This window comes from Faecalibacterium sp. AF27-11BH (assembly GCF_003603005.1).
Classification (GTDB): Bacteria; Bacillota; Clostridia; order Oscillospirales; family Ruminococcaceae; genus Faecalibacterium; species Faecalibacterium taiwanense.
In genome coordinates, this window is the sequence record NZ_QVGS01000011.1 from 54,350 (window position 1) to 69,825 (window position 15,476).

Genomic DNA, 15,476 nt, shown 5'->3' on the forward strand with positions numbered 1-15,476 from the left:
CTGGTTTTATAAGAGGGAGGAATCTGCTATGAATACCAAATCCTGCTTTGCACCGGCCCACATCCTTCTGCCTTCGGAGCAGATCCCACTGGAAAAGTGGGGCTGCATTGCCTGCGATCAGTTCACCAGTGACCGGGATTACTGGCAGAAAGCCGAGGCTGCCGCGGCAGGCAGCCCCAGCACCCTGAACATGATCTTGCCGGAGGTCTATCTGGAGGACGGCGATGCCGATGCACGCATTGAGAAGATCCATGCCACCATGGATGACTATGCCCGGAACGTGCTGACCCGCGCGGTGGACGGCTTTGTTTACGTGGAGCGCACCGAGCAGAGCGGCAAGGTGCGGCAGGGCCTTGTGGGCATGGTGGATCTGGAAGCCTACAGCTACCGCCGGGGCGAGAAATGCACGGTGCGCCCCAGCGAGAGCACCGTGGAAAGCCGCATCCCGCCCCGCATGAAGGTGCGCACCGGTGCCGCGCTGGAAACGCCTCACATCATGATGCTGGCGGACGACCCCGGTTGCACCCTCATCGAGCCGGTGGCGGCGCATAAAGCCGAACTGCCCAAGGTGTACGAGGGCGAATTGATGCTGAACGGTGGCCACATTGCGGGCTGGGCTGTGGAAGACCCTGCCCTCATTGCGCAGATCGAAGATGCGCTGGCTGTGCTGGGCAGTCAGGAAGAATTCGACAAAAAGTATCCGGATGCCACCCGCCGCGACCCGCTGACGCTGGCCGTGGGCGACGGCAACCACTCGCTGGCCACTGCAAAGGCCTGCTGGGAGGAGCTGAAAAAGACACTCACACCGGAGCAGGCAGCAAACCATCCGGCCCGCTGGTGTCTGGCCGAGGTGTGCAATGTGCACTCGCCTGCGATCGAGATCGAGCCGATCCACCGCGTGCTGTTCAATGTGGACTGCGCAGCGGTGCTGCTGAGCCTGATCACCTGGAGCGATTCCAATATGGCCGGCTGCAGCTTTGGCGGCAGCAAGCAGCAGCCCTTCACGCTGGCCGGGCCGCACATGTCCAACGTGCTCAGCTTTGAGGACCCGACCGCACCGCTGACCGTGGGCACCATTGACGAATTTATCGAATACTATCTTGAGCACCACAAGGAAGCCCGCGTGGACTATGTGCACGACGAGCCTGCTGTGCGCGCCCTGTGCAAAAAAGGTGCTGTGGCATTCCTGATGCCGCCGTTTGCCAAGAGTGACCTGTTCAAAGGCGTTGTGATGGGCGGCGTGCTGCCGCGCAAGACCTTCAGCATGGGCCACGCAGAAGAAAAGCGGTACTATGTGGAGTGCCGGAAAATTACGGAATAATTATTGGAGAACCATGACATTTAAAGAATTGAATCTGTCCGCCCCGCTTCTGCGCGCTGTGCAGGAGGCAGGCTATGAGACCCCGTCGCCCATTCAGGCGGCGGCGATCCCGCCGGTGCTGTCCGGCCGGGATCTGATGGGCTGCGCCCAGACCGGTACCGGCAAGACGGCTGCTTTTGCGCTGCCCATGCTGGACCGGCTCACGGCCAATGCGCCCCGCAGAAAGGGTGCCATCCGCGCCTTGATCCTAACCCCTACCCGTGAGCTTGCTTTGCAGATCGGCGAAAGTTTTGATGCCTACGGCAAGTATCTCAAGCTGCGCAGCACCGTCATTTTTGGCGGCGTGGGCCAGGCACCGCAGGTGGAAGCGCTGAAAAAGGGCGTGGACATCCTGATCGCCTGCCCGGGACGGCTCAACGACCTGATCGGTCAGGGATTTATCGATCTCTCGAACCTTGAGATCTTTGTGCTGGACGAAGCCGACCGGATGCTGGATATGGGCTTTGTGCACGATGTGAAGAAGGTGATCGCAAAGCTGCCGGGGGAGCGCCAGAACCTGATGTTCAGCGCCACCATGCCCACCGAGATCGAACAGCTGGCCGCAGGCATCCTGCGCAAGCCCGCCTTTGTGAAGGTGGACCCGGTGTCCAGCACCGTGGACCGCATCCAGCAGAGCCTGTACCATGTGGAAAAGGGCAACAAGAAATTCCTGCTGCCGTGGCTCATCAAGAACCTGCAGCCCCCGGTGGTGAACGCGCTGGTGTTCAGCCGCACCAAGCACGGCGCGGATAAAATTGCAAAAGACCTCACCAAGCAGGGCATCCCGGCGGCGGCCATCCATGGCAACAAGAGCCAGACCGCCCGCGTGACCGCGCTGGAAAACTTCAAGGCCGGTAAGACCAAGGTGCTGGTAGCCACCGATATCGCCGCCCGCGGCATCGATATCAGCGAGCTGTCCCATGTGTTCAACTACGACCTGCCCGAGGTACCGGAGACTTACGTGCACCGCATCGGCCGCACGGCCCGCGCCGGTGCCGACGGTACGGCGGTCAGTTTCTGTGCACCTGAGGAGCAGGAGTATCTGGCAGGCATCGAAAAGCTGAACCGCCGCAAAATTCCCGTGGTGAGCGGCCACCCGTGGGACGGCGTGCCCGCGCCGGTGCGCCCGGAGCCGCCGGTGCGCGGCAAAAAGCCCAAGGCAGCCGCCGCTGAACCGGCAGAAAAGCCTGCCGCAAAGCAGCCGAAGCCCGCAAAGGCCGAAGCAAAAAACGCAAAACCTGAAAAAAAGGCTGCACCCGCACCCAAGGTGCAGGCAAAGCCCGCAAAAACCGAAAAAGAGGAACCACTCATGGATGATACCAAGCGTACTACCGGCGGACGCAGCAATGACCGCCGTTCCAATAATAACAGCCGCTCGCGCCGGGAGCAGAACGCTCCTGCCCGCGGCAGCAATGCGCAGCCCAAGTTTGACCCGCATTTTGTGAGCGCCCCGGAGGCCACTCCGCTGCGCCCGGCCAAAAAGACTCCGGCTGCACCCGCCGCCCCGGCCATTCGTACGGCTGCACAGCCTGCTCAGCAGAACAGCAGCATGCAAGGCCAGAAGAGCCGTCGCAATGACCGCAGCGACCGTCCGGCCCGCCAGAACAGCCAGCCTGCCGCCCAGAGCCAGAGCGCAGAGCAGGGCCGCGGTGCAAACAACGGCCAGCGCGGCCGTCAGAATGCGTCCCGCAATGCACAGCCTGCACCGGCCCGTGCCCCCAGAGCGGAGAGCAGCCGCCGCGGCCGTGCCGCTGCTGCAAGGGACGAAGACCCGGGCCTTATGCTCATCAGCCGCCGTCCGCCGCAGCAGAAGTTCACGAACTTTGAGGAGTATATGAACGCCCACGGCGGTGCAACTGCACCCATTGAGGACCACAGCGACGAAGTATGAGCAAAAATGAACCGTTTGCCCCATGGCAGTGCCCGCTGTGCGGGGAGAAACTGACCGGCGACAGCACCCTGAAATGCACAAAAGGCCACTGCTTTGACCGCGCCAAGGAGGGCTACTGGCATCTGCTGCCGGTGCAGAGCATGCGCACCAAGGCCCCCGGCGACAGCAAGGAGATGGTGGCCGCCCGCCGTGCGTTCCTGAATGCCGGATACTACGGCATCTTTGGCAAAGCGGTGGGGGAGCTGTGCGCAGAGTACGGCCAGCCTGCCAGCCCGGAGGCGGCGCTGCATCTGCTGGATGCAGGCTGCGGCGAGGGCTGGTACGACCGCTGCATCGCGCAGGCGCTTGCCGAAAAAGGCCGCCGGGTGCAGCTGGCGGGTTTTGATATCGCAAAGCCTGCGGTGCGTCTTGCGGCCAAGGCCCTGCCCACGGCACAGTATGCGGTGGCATCCAGTTTCAGCCAGCCGGTGCGCACCGGCTGGGCCGACCTGCTGCTGAACTGCTTTTCGCCCTTTGCACAGGAGGAATTCCTGCGGGTGCTGCGCCCGGGCGGACGGATGATCTATGTGGTGCCCGGTGCCGAACATCTGTACCAGATGAAGGCCGTGCTCTACGAAAAGCCCTATAAAAACCCGGTGCAGCAGATCGCCTATGACGGTTTTGCCGCCATTGGGGAACGGGAAGTGACCGGCCGCGTCACGGTGCCCCACGAACAGCTGGAAGCGCTGTTCGCCATGACACCCTATTACTGGAAAACGCCGCGCGGCGGGGCGGAGCGCCTTGCTGCGCTGTCCCAGCTGGAAACCGATATCTCGTTCCGGTTCCTTGTATTTGAAAAGCTGTAATGATAGCAGGTTGCGTTTTTAATGCACAAGCAACATCCGCAAACTGCATATCGCAAATATGCCGTTTTAATAGGCACTATTTTTGAAAATTGCGGTAAAAAGCAGAAACGCTCGTCATGCAGAATTGTGTGACGAGCGCTTTTTTGCTTCAGTTTCTGTCAAAAGCCCCGTCCCCGAGGGGGCTTTCGAGCGAATGCGAGACTGGAGGAGTTCCGTGTGATAGGTCGTCCACGAAAAACACCACTGCCCCCACCGCCGGAGGATAGGAGGAGTCCGGCAGGTGAGGGCAGCAGTGCTGTATCAGGATAGAGAGATCGCTTAGTGTTTTTCGCCCTTGGGCAGCAGACCGGCACGCTCCAGGGCCGGACGCAGGGCGAGGTACAGGATGACCGCACACACGGTGGAGGCCACGCTGTTTACAAAGGTGACACCGCCTGCAATTTTGGTCAGCGCCTGTGCCACGGTGTATTCCTGACCAAAGATGTACACATTGCGGAAGTAGCCCAGGAACGGGTCGGTCAGCACGTTCAGCAGCAGGCCGGAACCGGCAGAAACGATCACCTTGACGAGATAGCCGGAGCTGTGCTTGTCGAGGTCGCGCAGCTTGAATGCCTTGTGCGCCACGGCACCGCAGGTGATGCCGATGATGAACTTGAGTACAAAGGTGGTGACGGCGTAGCCCGGGTCACCGGCCAGAATATCGGCCAGCGCCAGACCAATGGCACCGGCCAGACCGCCGGACACACCGTCCAGCAGCAGGGCGGTCAGGGCGGTGAAGGTGTTGCCCAGATGGAACGAAGAGCCGCCGTAGAACGGCACACGGAAGAACAGATAGGCCACAAGGCTTAAAGCGGCCATGACACCGGTCATGGCCAGCTCCTTGGTGGTGAAGGTGCGCTTGTACAGCACACTTGCAAACAGAATGACGATGACAACGACTGCCAGAAGCAGCCACATTGCAGTAGTAGACATGATTTTACTTTCCCTCCAATTTTCCGTTCCCGCGGGGCCAAAGTCCTGCGAACTTGTCAGGGCGAAGCCCTTCCATCTTGCCTGCGGCAAGACCGTTCGGTCGCTTAAAGTCCCCACTGGGGACTTTATTGTTCCGCTTCGCTTCACAAACGCGAACTTGTCAGGGCGAGGCCCTTCCATCTTACCTGCGGCAAGACCGTTCGCCGCTTCAAAGCCCCACTGGGGCTTTGATTGCTTCGCAACCACTTACCTACAATCCTACTTGACATTTGGGTGTCCAGCGTGTATGCTCCTATTATACGCAGAACTGACACCATGAAAATACCCAGAATAAAGTTTTTTAATGGGGTCAGTTTGATGCGATACCCAGACAGGAGGGATAATTTATGGTCCATCTGACCACGGCGCTGGATGCTTCTTCTGGCGTGCCGCTGTACGAACAGCTGTACCGCAGCCTTGCCGGAGAGATGCGAAGCGGCACCCTTGCGGCGGGCACCCGGATGCCCGGCAAGCGGCGGCTGGCGGCAGAGCTGTCCGTCTCGGTGAATACGGTGGATGCCGCCTATCAGATGCTGGCGGCGGAAGGGTATCTGGAACCGCGGGAGCGCAGCGGCTTTTATGTACAGGAATATCTGGCCCTGCCGTCCCGGCCTGCCGGCGGGCCGGAACAGCCCGCACCGCCAAAACCGGAACCGCCTGTGCTGCCGGTGCGGTACGACCTTTCCACCCGCGGGGTAGACCCGGAGCTGTTCCCGTTCCGCACATGGGCGCGGCTGCAAAAGGAGCTGCTCTATTCTTCGCCCCAGCTGCTCACCCACGGCGATGCGCAGGGCGACCCGGCCCTGCGGCAGGCGCTGGCGGAATATCTCTCTGAATACCGCGGTGTGCAGTGCGGGCCGCACCAGATCGTGGTGGGGGCGGGATTGGAATATCTGCTGGGCCTGCTGGCACCGCTGCTGCCCGGCCCTGCAGCGGTGGAAACGCCGGGCTACCCCCGTGCTTTGCAGGTGCTGCAGAACAACGGTGTGCACTGCTGCTGCCTACCGGTGGACGAGGACGGCCTTTCGGTGGAAGCACTGAACCGGTCGGATGCAGCGGTGTGCTACGTCACGCCCAGCCACCAGTTCCCCACAGGCGTTACCATGCCTGCGGGCCGCAGGGCCGAGCTTCTGCACTGGGCAGCCCGCAGGCCGGGCGGGCGGTATATTATAGAAGATGATTACGATTCGGAGTTCCGTTTTGATACCCGGCCTCTGCCCAGCCTGCAGGGCATGGCGGGTGCAGACGGCCCGGTGGTGTACCTCTCCACCTGCTCCCGCAGTCTGGCTCCCAGCATCCGTATCGCCTATATGGTGCTGCCGGAGCATCTTCTGCCTGCATGGCGGAAAAAATACCGCCTTTACTCCGGCACGGTGAGCCGGTTCGAGCAGCAGACGCTGGCCCGCTTTATCACCGAGGGCTACTTCACCCGGCATCTGGCCCGGGAGCGGGTGGCCTACAAGGCCCGGCGGGACGCGCTGGCGGCAGCATTGAACACTGCCTTTGCTCCCGGCGAGCTGACCCTTGCGGGCCTGCACACCGGACTGAACCTGCTGGCAAAGCTCAAAGACCCGCCGCCGGATGCTGCGCTGCGCTGCGCGGCGGAAGCCGAAGGCGTGCAGCTGAGCCTGCTGAGCGATTACGACCTGACCGGAGAAGCACCCTCAGCGGCGGGCACGCTGGTGCTGGGTTATGGCTCGCTGAAGGACGAGGCCTGCGCCTCGGTGGGCGAAACATTGAAAAAGGTCTGCATGGCAGCGCGGGAAGCATCCGTGACCGTGTAAGTGCCGCTGGCGGCATTCCACTGGCCGGGCAGGGCCTGCGCCGCCACAGCGGCGCTGTTGTTGGCAAGAAATTCCAGTGTGCGTTCCAAAGCGTCATAGTCCAGCGCGGTCAGGTCGGTGAGCAGGGCCGAACTGCTGGCACGCAGGGCATCCGGCAGGGTGGCGGGCAGCAGGTCCAGATCCTGCCGGAGAAAAGCATCCCACACGGCAGCGCGGGCCGCTGCGGTGCGTACTGGTGAAAAGGCTTCGTCGGCCTGCAGCTGGCACAAGAATTCGTGCGCGTCCCCGGCGGAAATGCCCTGCACGGCCCGGCTGCGGCCATAGCGGGCAAGCTCTTCCTCGGTCAGTGCGCCGGTAAAGCCTACCCGCACCGGCCCGTACCGGCTGGCAATGCGCTCCAGCACATCGGGAGAAAAGGCCAGATACCTTGTGCCCTCCGGCAGGGCCAGCACCTGTGCCAGCGCTTCGCGGCAGCGGGCCGGGCCAGCGGCGGCATAGCAGCGGGCAAGGGACGTTTCTTCTTCTGCAAAAGGCACGGTGAGCACGGCAGGCACGCTGAGCAGATGCACGCAGTTCTGGCTGGCGTTCAGGTAGGCCAGCACAAAGCCGGGCTGTTCGCCGGAGACGCACAGCAGCACAGTGAGCTGGTCGGTGGTCTTGGGCAGCTGGATGGGCACACCGCTCTCGCTGCGGGCAGCCTGCCGCAGCTGGGTGCGCAGCTGCTGACGGGACAGCAGCACCGTGCCGCCCACCAGCGGCACCAGCACCAGCAGCGAAGCAAACAGTGCTGCCCAAAAGGGCTTCCAACCTCCACTGCGCATGGGATACACCGCCTTTCCTTTGCATAAAGCTTTGGCCTGCAGGCAAGACTTTATGCAGAAAAGGAGGCGTTTGCAGATGAAAAACAAAAAAGAGACAGCACCGACCACAGAGAAAGAACGGGAGAACTTCTGGCTGGAGATCGGCCCCGCCAGCGCCTATTACGGCACAGATTCTTATGAGACCGCGAAAGAAAACGGCGATGCCAGCCCGGATGGAAAAGCCCGGGGGTTTGAAGGCGCGGAGCCAAAAGAAAAGTAAAATAAATTTATGGCAGCGCTATGATGAGGGAGGACAAAAGTAATACCAAAACAAAATTCATCTGTCGGCATAACAGATGAAAAAGCAGCGTATGATATACAAAATGTCTTGCGCACAAGGACAGAATATGGTATAGTCTTTCTATCGCGCACAACTGTGCGCCAGAAGAACTGAAAAAGACGTGCACGGCGGAGAAAGACCGTGCACTCTGGAGAAGCCCGCTTGTAAAGTGGGTGCCGAAGGTGTAAGGCCGCAGGGAAAGCGGCTGTATCTCTCAGGCAAAAGGACAGAGCTATCGTCTTTGCGCAATGGGGCGCAGCCGGGAATGCGGCGCACCCCGGCGGCGGAAAATGAGAGCGCTCCGAATTTTTGCGGGCAGAGCCTTTGGTGGGTTCTGTCCGCTTTTGTTTTGTGTATAGGGGGAAAGAGAGAATGGTCGAGATGATCACGCAGGTGAACAATGCCATCAATGGCGTGGTGTGGGGGCCGTTTGGTCTGGCACTGCTGTTCTGCACCGGCTTCTGGATGAGCGCCCGCACGGGCTTTTTCCAGTTCCGCAAAATGGGCTACTGGCTCCGGCATACCATCGGCGCGATCTTCACCAACAAGGACATCACCGCGCACACCAGCAAGGAGGATATGGCCATCAGCCAGTTCCAGAGCATGTGCACGGCGCTGGCGGGCACCATCGGCACCGGCAACATCGTGGGTGTGGCAACGGCCATCGTTTCCGGTGGGCCGGGAGCCATCTTCTGGATGTGGGTCATGGCATTGCTTGGCATGATGACCAGCTTTTCGGAGAATGTGCTGGGCGTGTACTACCGCCGCAAAAACGAAAAAGGCGAGTGGTCGGGCGGTGCCATGTACTACCTCACCGATGGTCTTGGCGCAAAGAAGGGCTGCAAACAGCTGGGCAAGGTGCTGGCAGTGCTGTTTGCCTGTTTCTGCATTCTGGCTTCCTTCGGCATTGGCAACATGAGCCAGATCAATTCCATCGCGGGCAACATGAACGCTGCTTTTGGCGTACCGACCCTCGTCACCGGCCTGTGCCTGATGGTGGTCACGGCCCTTATCGTCATTGGCGGTTTGAAACGCGTTGCCGCTGTTACCGAAAAGCTGGTGCCGCTCATGGCCCTGTTCTACATTGCAGGCGCGCTCATCATCGTAGTGCTGCACGCGGGCAACATCCCAGCGGCATTTGCGGCTATTTTCAAGGGTGCGTTCAACCTGAACGCGGCAGGCGGCGGTGCGCTGGGCTACGGCATCAGCCAGACCATCACCTGGGGCTTCAAGCGCGGTGCCTTCTCCAACGAAGCCGGTCTCGGCTCTGCCGTCATGGTCAACTCCGCTTCCAACGTCAAGGAGCCGGTGCATCAGGGCATGTGGGGCGTGTTTGAGGTGTTTGCCGATACCATCGTGGTCTGCACGCTCACTGCTCTGGTCATCCTGACCACCGGCGTGGTGGACCTGCAGAGCGGCGCTGTACTGGCCGGTGTGCAGGACAACGCATTGGTGGGTCAGGCCTTCACCGCCGCATTTGGCAGCTTTGGCCCCAAGTTCATTGCTGTTTCCATTCTGCTGTTTGCCTACTCCACTACGCTTGGCTGGAGCCACTACGGCACCAAGGCCGTGGAGTATCTCTTCGGCACCACCGGCAGCCGCATCTACAAGGTGGTCTTTGTGTGCATGACCGTGGTGGGTGCCACCATGAAGCTGGGCCTTGCGTGGGATCTTTCCGACACGTTCAACGGTCTGATGATGATCCCGAACCTGATCGGCGTGCTGGTGCTGTCTGGCACTGTGGTGGACATCACCCGCAACTACTTCGACCGCCGGGTGAAGGGCAAGGACATCGAACCCATGTGGTCGGCTTTCCTGGAGTACCAGAAGCAGGAGGAGGCCGAAGCTGCCGCAGAGGAAGCGGAGCTGGAAAAGGCCGCAAACGAATAAAATACCCAAAAGCAAGGGCTGTCTGTGAATGAGGACAGCCCTTGCTTTTGTCTGCTGCCCTGCCTTATAATAACTTAAAAAACAGGGGAGGGAACACCCATGAGCGAATTTTCCCATCTGAAAAACAAACTCCTTGCCGAACAGGTGGAGGACGAAATTTACCACTATATTCTGGATACCCCGCTGGAGCCGGGAGCCAAGCTGCCCAATGAATTTGAGCTGGGTGAAAAGTTCGGCGTGGGCCGCAGCACGGTGCGCGAAGCCGTGAAGCTGCTTTCCAGCAAGGGCATCGTGGAGGCGCGGCGAGGCTCCGGCACCTATGTGGTCACGACCGCCAAGGGCCTTTCGGACCCGCTGAACCTGCGCAGCGTGCAGGACAAGAACGCGCTGGCACTGGATCTGGTGAACGTGCGCCTGCTGCTGGAACCGGGCATGGCCGAGATGGCAGCGCTGAACGCTTCCGACGAGGACATCGAGCGCATCCAGCGCCTGTGCGACCGGGTGGAGAGCAAGATCCACAGCGGTGATCTGTACATTGAGGACGACATCGCATTCCATACCTGCATCGCAGAGAGCAGCAAGAACATGGTGGTGGAGCAGCTGATCCCCATTATCGATACGGCGGTCATGATGTTCGTGAACGTCACCCACAAAAAGCTGACGGAGGAGACCATCCTGACCCACCGCATGATCACCGAAGCCATTGCCCGGCATGACTCCATTGGCGCCCGGTCTGCCATGGTGATGCACCTGAACTTCAACCGCAACTGCATCCGAAAGCTTTACGACGGCGAATGGGAAACCTGACGCCGCTGCATTTTACGTCCCCGCACAGTGCAAGGGCTGTGCGGGGACTTTTTACGTTTGAAGTTGTCTGATGACTTTTTAAGACGAATGACACAGAAAAGTCGGAAAACTGGTTAGATTATATGATGTATCCAAGATTTCAGAGCAATATGCACGAAAAACTAGGCTGGTTATTGTTATAAAGTGGGTTCTGACTGCGACAACTTGCAAACGAGGCGGGATTCGATTAGAATAAACATGTAAGATGTCCGACAGTCAAAAGGACGATTTGCAAAGCAGAAAAAAGAGTATTTTGGAGGTACGATCATGGAACTGCGTTCTCAGGCAGTGCGTAAACTGGCACCGGAAAACGATCCGCTGAAGATCGGCATGGGCTGGAAGGTGGATGACCTTGCAAAGCCCCAGATCATGGTGGAGAGCACCTTTGGCGACAGCCACCCCGGCAGCGCCCATCTGGATCAGTTCGTGAAGGAGGCTGTACAGGCAGTCAACACCCACGGCGGCAAGGCTGCACGCTATTTTGCAACCGATATGTGCGACGGTATCGCACAGGGCCACGACGGCATCAACTACTCGCTGCCCCACCGTGACGCCATCGTGAATCTGGTGGAAGCTCAGGCCAACGCCACCGTGTACGACGGCGGCGTATTCATCGCCAGCTGCGACAAGTCCATGCCCGCCATGCTGATGAGCATTGGCCGCCTGAAGGATATGAGCGCCATCGTGGTCACCGGCGGCGTGATGGAAGCCCACACCCTGCCCAAGAAGTACGTGGTCAATGACCCCGCCTGCGCCATCAACGACCTGCTGACGCTGGAACAGATCGGCAAGTTCGACGCATGGGAAAAGACGGGCGTGATCCCCAACGAGCAGCTGGACTACTACAAGCACAATGCCTGCCCCAGCTGCGGTGCCTGCTCCTTTATGGGCACCGCTTCTACCATGCAGATTATGGCCGAGGCTCTGGGCCTGATGCTGCCCGGCACCGCCCTGATGCCCGCCACCGCCCCGGAGCTGAAGCAGGCCGCCTACGACGCCGGTGTTCAGGTGATGAAGCTGGTGGCCGAGGGCATCAAGGCCAAGGACATCGTCACCATGAAGAGCTTTGAAAACGCCATCATGGTGCACGCCGCCATCTCCGGCTCCACCAATGCCACCATGCATCTGCCCGCCATTGCACACGAGTTCGGCTTTGAGATCGATGCCGACACCTTTGACCGGATGCACCGCGGCGCACACTATCTGCTGAACATCCGTCCTTCCGGCGACTGGCCCGCACAGTACTTCTACTATGCAGGCGGCGTGCCCCGCGTGATGGAAGAGATCAAGTCCATGCTGCATCTGGACGTGATGACTGTCACCGGCAAGACGCTGGGCGAAAACCTGGAAGACCTGAAGAAGAACGGCTTCTACGAGCACTGCGACGAGATCCTGCAGGAAAAGACCAAGGGTCTGGGCATCAAAGTCACCCGCGAGGATATCATCCACAGCTTTGACAACGCCAAGGGCACCGACGGCAGCATTGCTATCCTGAAGGGCAATCTGGCCCCGGAGGGCAGTGTCATCAAGCACACCGCCTGCCCCAAGAACATGTTCCACGCCACCCTGCGCGCAAAGCCCTTTGACAGCGAGGAAGAGTGCATCAGCGCCGTTCTGAACAAGCGGGTCCAGCCCGGAGATGCCATCTTCATCCGTTACGAAGGCCCCCGCGGCAGCGGCATGCCCGAGATGTTCTACACCGGCGAGGCCATCTGCGCCGACCCGAAGCTGGCTTCCAGCGTGGCGCTCATCACCGACGGCCGCTTCTCCGGCGCAAGCCGCGGCCCGGTCATCGGCCATGTCAGCCCGGAGGCCGCTGTGGGCGGCCCTATCGCTCTGGTGGAAGAGGGCGATCTCATCCGCATCGATGTGCCGAACCGCCAGCTTGCCATCGTGGGCGTGAACGGTGAGGAAAAGACCCCCGAAGAGATGGAGGCTATCCTTGCCCAGCGCCGTGCCAACTGGAAGCCCAAGGCTCCCAAGTACACCAAGGGCCTGCTGAAACTCTACTCTCAGCACGCCGTCAGCCCCATGAAGGGTGCATATATGGAGTAAAAACGCTTCGTTTGCGATAAAAACCAAAAACAAAAATCAACTGTTCAGCGTTGTTTTGCTGAACGGTCTGGATAAAGTTACGCCAAAAACAAAAAAGCGGATATTGCTTCACCTATAAAAACCATCGAAATCCGGTGTCCGTCTGCGGGGACGGCGCTGAAATAAGACCCAAAGCATACAAAATATCAAAAAATGGAGGAAACGTTTATGACAGCTGTTGCAACCCCGGACGCCGCACGGCTCGTGTTCGCCGCGGTGGCGGGCCTGATCCTTTTGCTCATCCTTATCATCAAGTTCAAAGTCCACGCCATGATCTCCATCCTGATCGGTGCGGTGGGCATCGGCCTGATGGCCGGTATGCCCCTGTCTGACATCATCGGCTCGGTCAACGAAGGCATCGGCAACACCTTAAAGGGCATCGCTCTTCTGGTGGGCCTTGGCTCCATGTTCGGTGCCATTCTGGAAGAATCCGGCGGCGCACAGACGCTGGCTGTGACCATGGTGCGCAAGTTCGGCGACGAAAAAGCCGCATGGGCGCTGGGTATCACAGGTCTGGTGGTGGCCATGCCGGTGTTCTTTGATGCCGGTCTGATCATCCTGATCCCGCTGGCCTTCTCTCTGGCAAAGCGCACCAAGCGCTCGGTCCTGTACTATGTCATCCCTCTGCTGGCCGGTCTGGCTGTCGGCCACGCCTTCATCCCTCCCACGCCGGGCCCCGTTCTGGTGGCCAGCATGCTGGGCGTTGATCTGGGCTGGGTCATCCTCATCGGCATCTTCTGCGGCATCTTCGCCATGATCGCTGCCGGTCCCATCTGGGGCTCCATCTGCGGCAAGAAGTATATGATCGAGGTGCCCGAGCACGTTGCACAGCAGGCAGACATCGACGAGAGCAAGCTGCCCAAGTTCGGCACCATCGTGGGCATCATTCTGATCCCGCTGGTCCTCATCATTGCAAACTCTGTGGCAAAAGTGGTGCCCGCTCTGGCTGGCATCCAGCCCGTTCTGGCCTTCCTCGGTGAGCCCTTCATGGCTCTGCTGCTGGCTACCATCGCTGCTATGTATCTGCTGGGCACCCGTCACGGCTATAACAATGCCCAGCTGGAAAAGATCATGACCAAGTCCCTTGAGCCCACCGGCATGATCCTGCTGGTCACTGCCTGCGGCGGCGTGCTGCGCTACATGCTGCAGAACTCCGGTCTGGGCGATGTCATCGGCAACGCCGTGGCAAACGCCAGCCTGCCGCTGGTTCTGGTGGCCTTCATCGTGGCTGCTCTGGTGCGCATCTCCGTTGGTTCCTCTACCGTGGCTATGACCATGGCAGCAGGCATCATCTCCGCCATGCCCGGCCTCAGCGAACTCAGCCCGCTGTATCTGGCCTGCGTCACCGCTGCCATCGCCGGCGGCTCCACCGTCTGCTCCCACTTTAACGATTCCGGTTTCTGGCTGGTGAAGAGCCTTGTGGGCATGGACGAAAAGACCACCCTCAAGACCTGGACCATCATGGAAACTCTGGTTGGCGGTGTGGGCTTCCTGGTAGCACTCATCATCTCCTTCTTTGCTTAATCATCCTCCTCTGCGGGGCTGTGCCTGCACACAGTCTGCGCAATGCTTTGCAAATTCCTGAAAACTCCTCAGCACAGCAGACCCCCGGGCGGTTTACCGTCCGGGGGTCTGCTGCTTTCTGTATTATCTGTATTATAAAAGCGGAAGATCCGGCCCGGAGGCCAGCTGGATGAAGGCGTCCATTTCCCGGGTGCAGCATTTATCCTTGTGGTAGAACATCTGGCGGTACATGGTCAGCCGGAAGTCTGACACCTCCAGAATGCGCAGATCTCCTCTGGACGCAGGCTCGGCCACAGCGAAGCGCGGCAGCAGGGAAATGCCGGAGGAGCGCTCCAGCATCTTGATGATAAAGGAGGTATCGCTGATCTCAAGGCTGGGGGTCAGCTCGATCTGGCGGGAAGCCAGAAACCGGTCAAAGGTGCGGCGGTAGTTGGCGTTGCGTTCGGTGAGGAAGAAGGGCTTGTCCAGAAGCTCTGCCACCCGGTACGGGCCGGGGTGGCCGAGGTCGATGTCCGGGGAGGCCACGAACACCACTTCTTCCGGGATCTCGTTGCATTTGTGCCAGCTGTTGGAGTAGCGCGGCTCGTCCAGAATGCAGATGAGGTCCACCTCGCCGCGCTCCATCTTTTCGATCAGCTCTTCCGGGGAGCCGGTAGTGACCCGAAGGCTGACTTTGGGGTGTTCCACCCGGAACTGATGCATCAGGCCGGGCAGACGGAAAAAGCAGAGAGATTCCAGCGTGCCGATGTGCAGGCAGCCCTCCAGTTCGGCATCCTCGCTTAGGGCGCGGCGGGCGTTGTGGATGGTATCCAGAATGCTGTTGGCGTATTCCAGAAAGCACTGACCCTGTGCGGTCAGGATCACCCGCTTGCCCATGCGGTCGAACAGGCGCACACCCAGCTCTTCTTCCAGCGCTTTGATCTGCACGGTAACGGCAGACTGGGAATAGCCCAGACTTTCCGCTGCCTTGGAAAAGCTCTGGAACTGGGCGGCACGGATCAGGGTGTTCAACTGGCGCACTTCCATGGCGAAGCTCCTTTGCTATTAAGATTTTTAAACCATAACTTTATTTTTATGAATTTGAATCATGC

Annotated in this window: 12 protein-coding genes and 1 riboswitch; of the genes, 9 read left to right on the forward strand and 3 right to left on the reverse strand. The window is 59.9% G+C overall.

Going from position 1 to position 15,476, the window contains the following annotated elements:
- Positions 1–28 precede the first annotated feature (28 nt).
- From DWY76_RS10755 to DWY76_RS10765, 3 genes are read left to right on the forward strand one after another with little or no spacing between them, the layout of a single operon-like run.
- Entirely contained in the window at positions 29–1,321 is a 1,293-nt protein-coding gene (locus DWY76_RS10755) for a DUF1015 domain-containing protein (protein ID WP_005938304.1), read from the forward strand.
- A 13-nt stretch (positions 1,322–1,334) separates the two neighbouring features.
- Positions 1,335–3,251 (forward strand): DEAD/DEAH box helicase, encoded by a 1,917-nt coding sequence (locus DWY76_RS10760; protein ID WP_120081333.1) that lies wholly within the window; start codon positions 1,335–1,337, stop codon positions 3,249–3,251.
- Positions 3,248–4,096, forward strand: coding sequence for a putative RNA methyltransferase (locus DWY76_RS10765; protein WP_005938310.1), 849 nt, complete (start codon positions 3,248–3,250; stop codon positions 4,094–4,096). Before DWY76_RS10760 ends, DWY76_RS10765 begins: the two co-directional genes overlap by 4 nt.
- 318 nt (positions 4,097–4,414) lie before the next feature.
- Here the strand turns inward: DWY76_RS10765 and DWY76_RS10770 are convergent, their stop codons facing one another.
- A complete protein-coding gene (locus DWY76_RS10770; RefSeq protein ID WP_223388517.1) occupies positions 4,415–5,068 on the reverse strand; it encodes an ECF transporter S component in 654 nt (217 codons plus the stop codon).
- Between the two features lie 386 nt (positions 5,069–5,454).
- Between DWY76_RS10770 and DWY76_RS10775 the strand changes: the two genes are divergently transcribed.
- Complete coding sequence (locus DWY76_RS10775; protein WP_120081334.1) at positions 5,455–6,891, forward strand: PLP-dependent aminotransferase family protein; 1,437 nt, start codon at positions 5,455–5,457, stop codon at positions 6,889–6,891.
- Here DWY76_RS10775 and DWY76_RS10780 read toward each other — a convergent pair.
- A complete protein-coding gene (locus DWY76_RS10780) occupies positions 6,798–7,712 on the reverse strand; it encodes a hypothetical protein (RefSeq protein ID WP_097774157.1) in 915 nt (304 codons plus the stop codon). The two genes, DWY76_RS10775 and DWY76_RS10780, sit on opposite strands and share 94 nt — an antisense overlap.
- 76 nt (positions 7,713–7,788) lie before the next feature.
- Here DWY76_RS10780 and DWY76_RS10785 point away from each other — a divergent pair, with 76 nt between their 5' ends.
- The 5 genes from DWY76_RS10785 (at position 7,789) to DWY76_RS10805 (ending at position 14,385) form a co-directional block, all read left to right on the forward strand.
- Positions 7,789–7,971, forward strand: a complete 183-nt coding sequence (locus DWY76_RS10785; protein ID WP_044953367.1) for a hypothetical protein — start codon at positions 7,789–7,791, stop codon at positions 7,969–7,971.
- Between the two features lie 198 nt (positions 7,972–8,169).
- Positions 8,170–8,271: riboswitch (glycine riboswitch) on the forward strand.
- Positions 8,272–8,403: 132 nt separating this feature from the next.
- A complete protein-coding gene (locus tag DWY76_RS10790; RefSeq protein WP_097774156.1) occupies positions 8,404–9,921 on the forward strand; it encodes a sodium:alanine symporter family protein in 1,518 nt (505 codons plus the stop codon).
- A 99-nt stretch (positions 9,922–10,020) separates the two neighbouring features.
- Positions 10,021–10,728 carry a FadR/GntR family transcriptional regulator gene (locus tag DWY76_RS10795; protein ID WP_005939096.1) on the forward strand — a complete coding sequence of 236 codons (708 nt, stop codon included), beginning with the start codon at positions 10,021–10,023 and terminating at the stop codon, positions 10,726–10,728.
- Positions 10,729–11,034: 306 nt separating this feature from the next.
- Positions 11,035–12,822 (forward strand): dihydroxy-acid dehydratase, encoded by a 1,788-nt coding sequence (gene ilvD / locus DWY76_RS10800; RefSeq protein ID WP_120081335.1) that lies wholly within the window; start codon positions 11,035–11,037, stop codon positions 12,820–12,822.
- Positions 12,823–13,029: 207 nt separating this feature from the next.
- Positions 13,030–14,385 (forward strand): gluconate:H+ symporter, encoded by a 1,356-nt coding sequence (locus DWY76_RS10805; protein ID WP_097780992.1) that lies wholly within the window; start codon positions 13,030–13,032, stop codon positions 14,383–14,385.
- A gap of 132 nt (positions 14,386–14,517) precedes the next feature.
- Here the strand turns inward: DWY76_RS10805 and DWY76_RS10810 are convergent, their stop codons facing one another.
- Complete coding sequence (locus DWY76_RS10810) at positions 14,518–15,411, reverse strand: LysR family transcriptional regulator (RefSeq protein WP_005936828.1); 894 nt, start codon at positions 15,409–15,411, stop codon at positions 14,518–14,520.
- Positions 15,412–15,476: the final 65 nt, after the last annotated feature.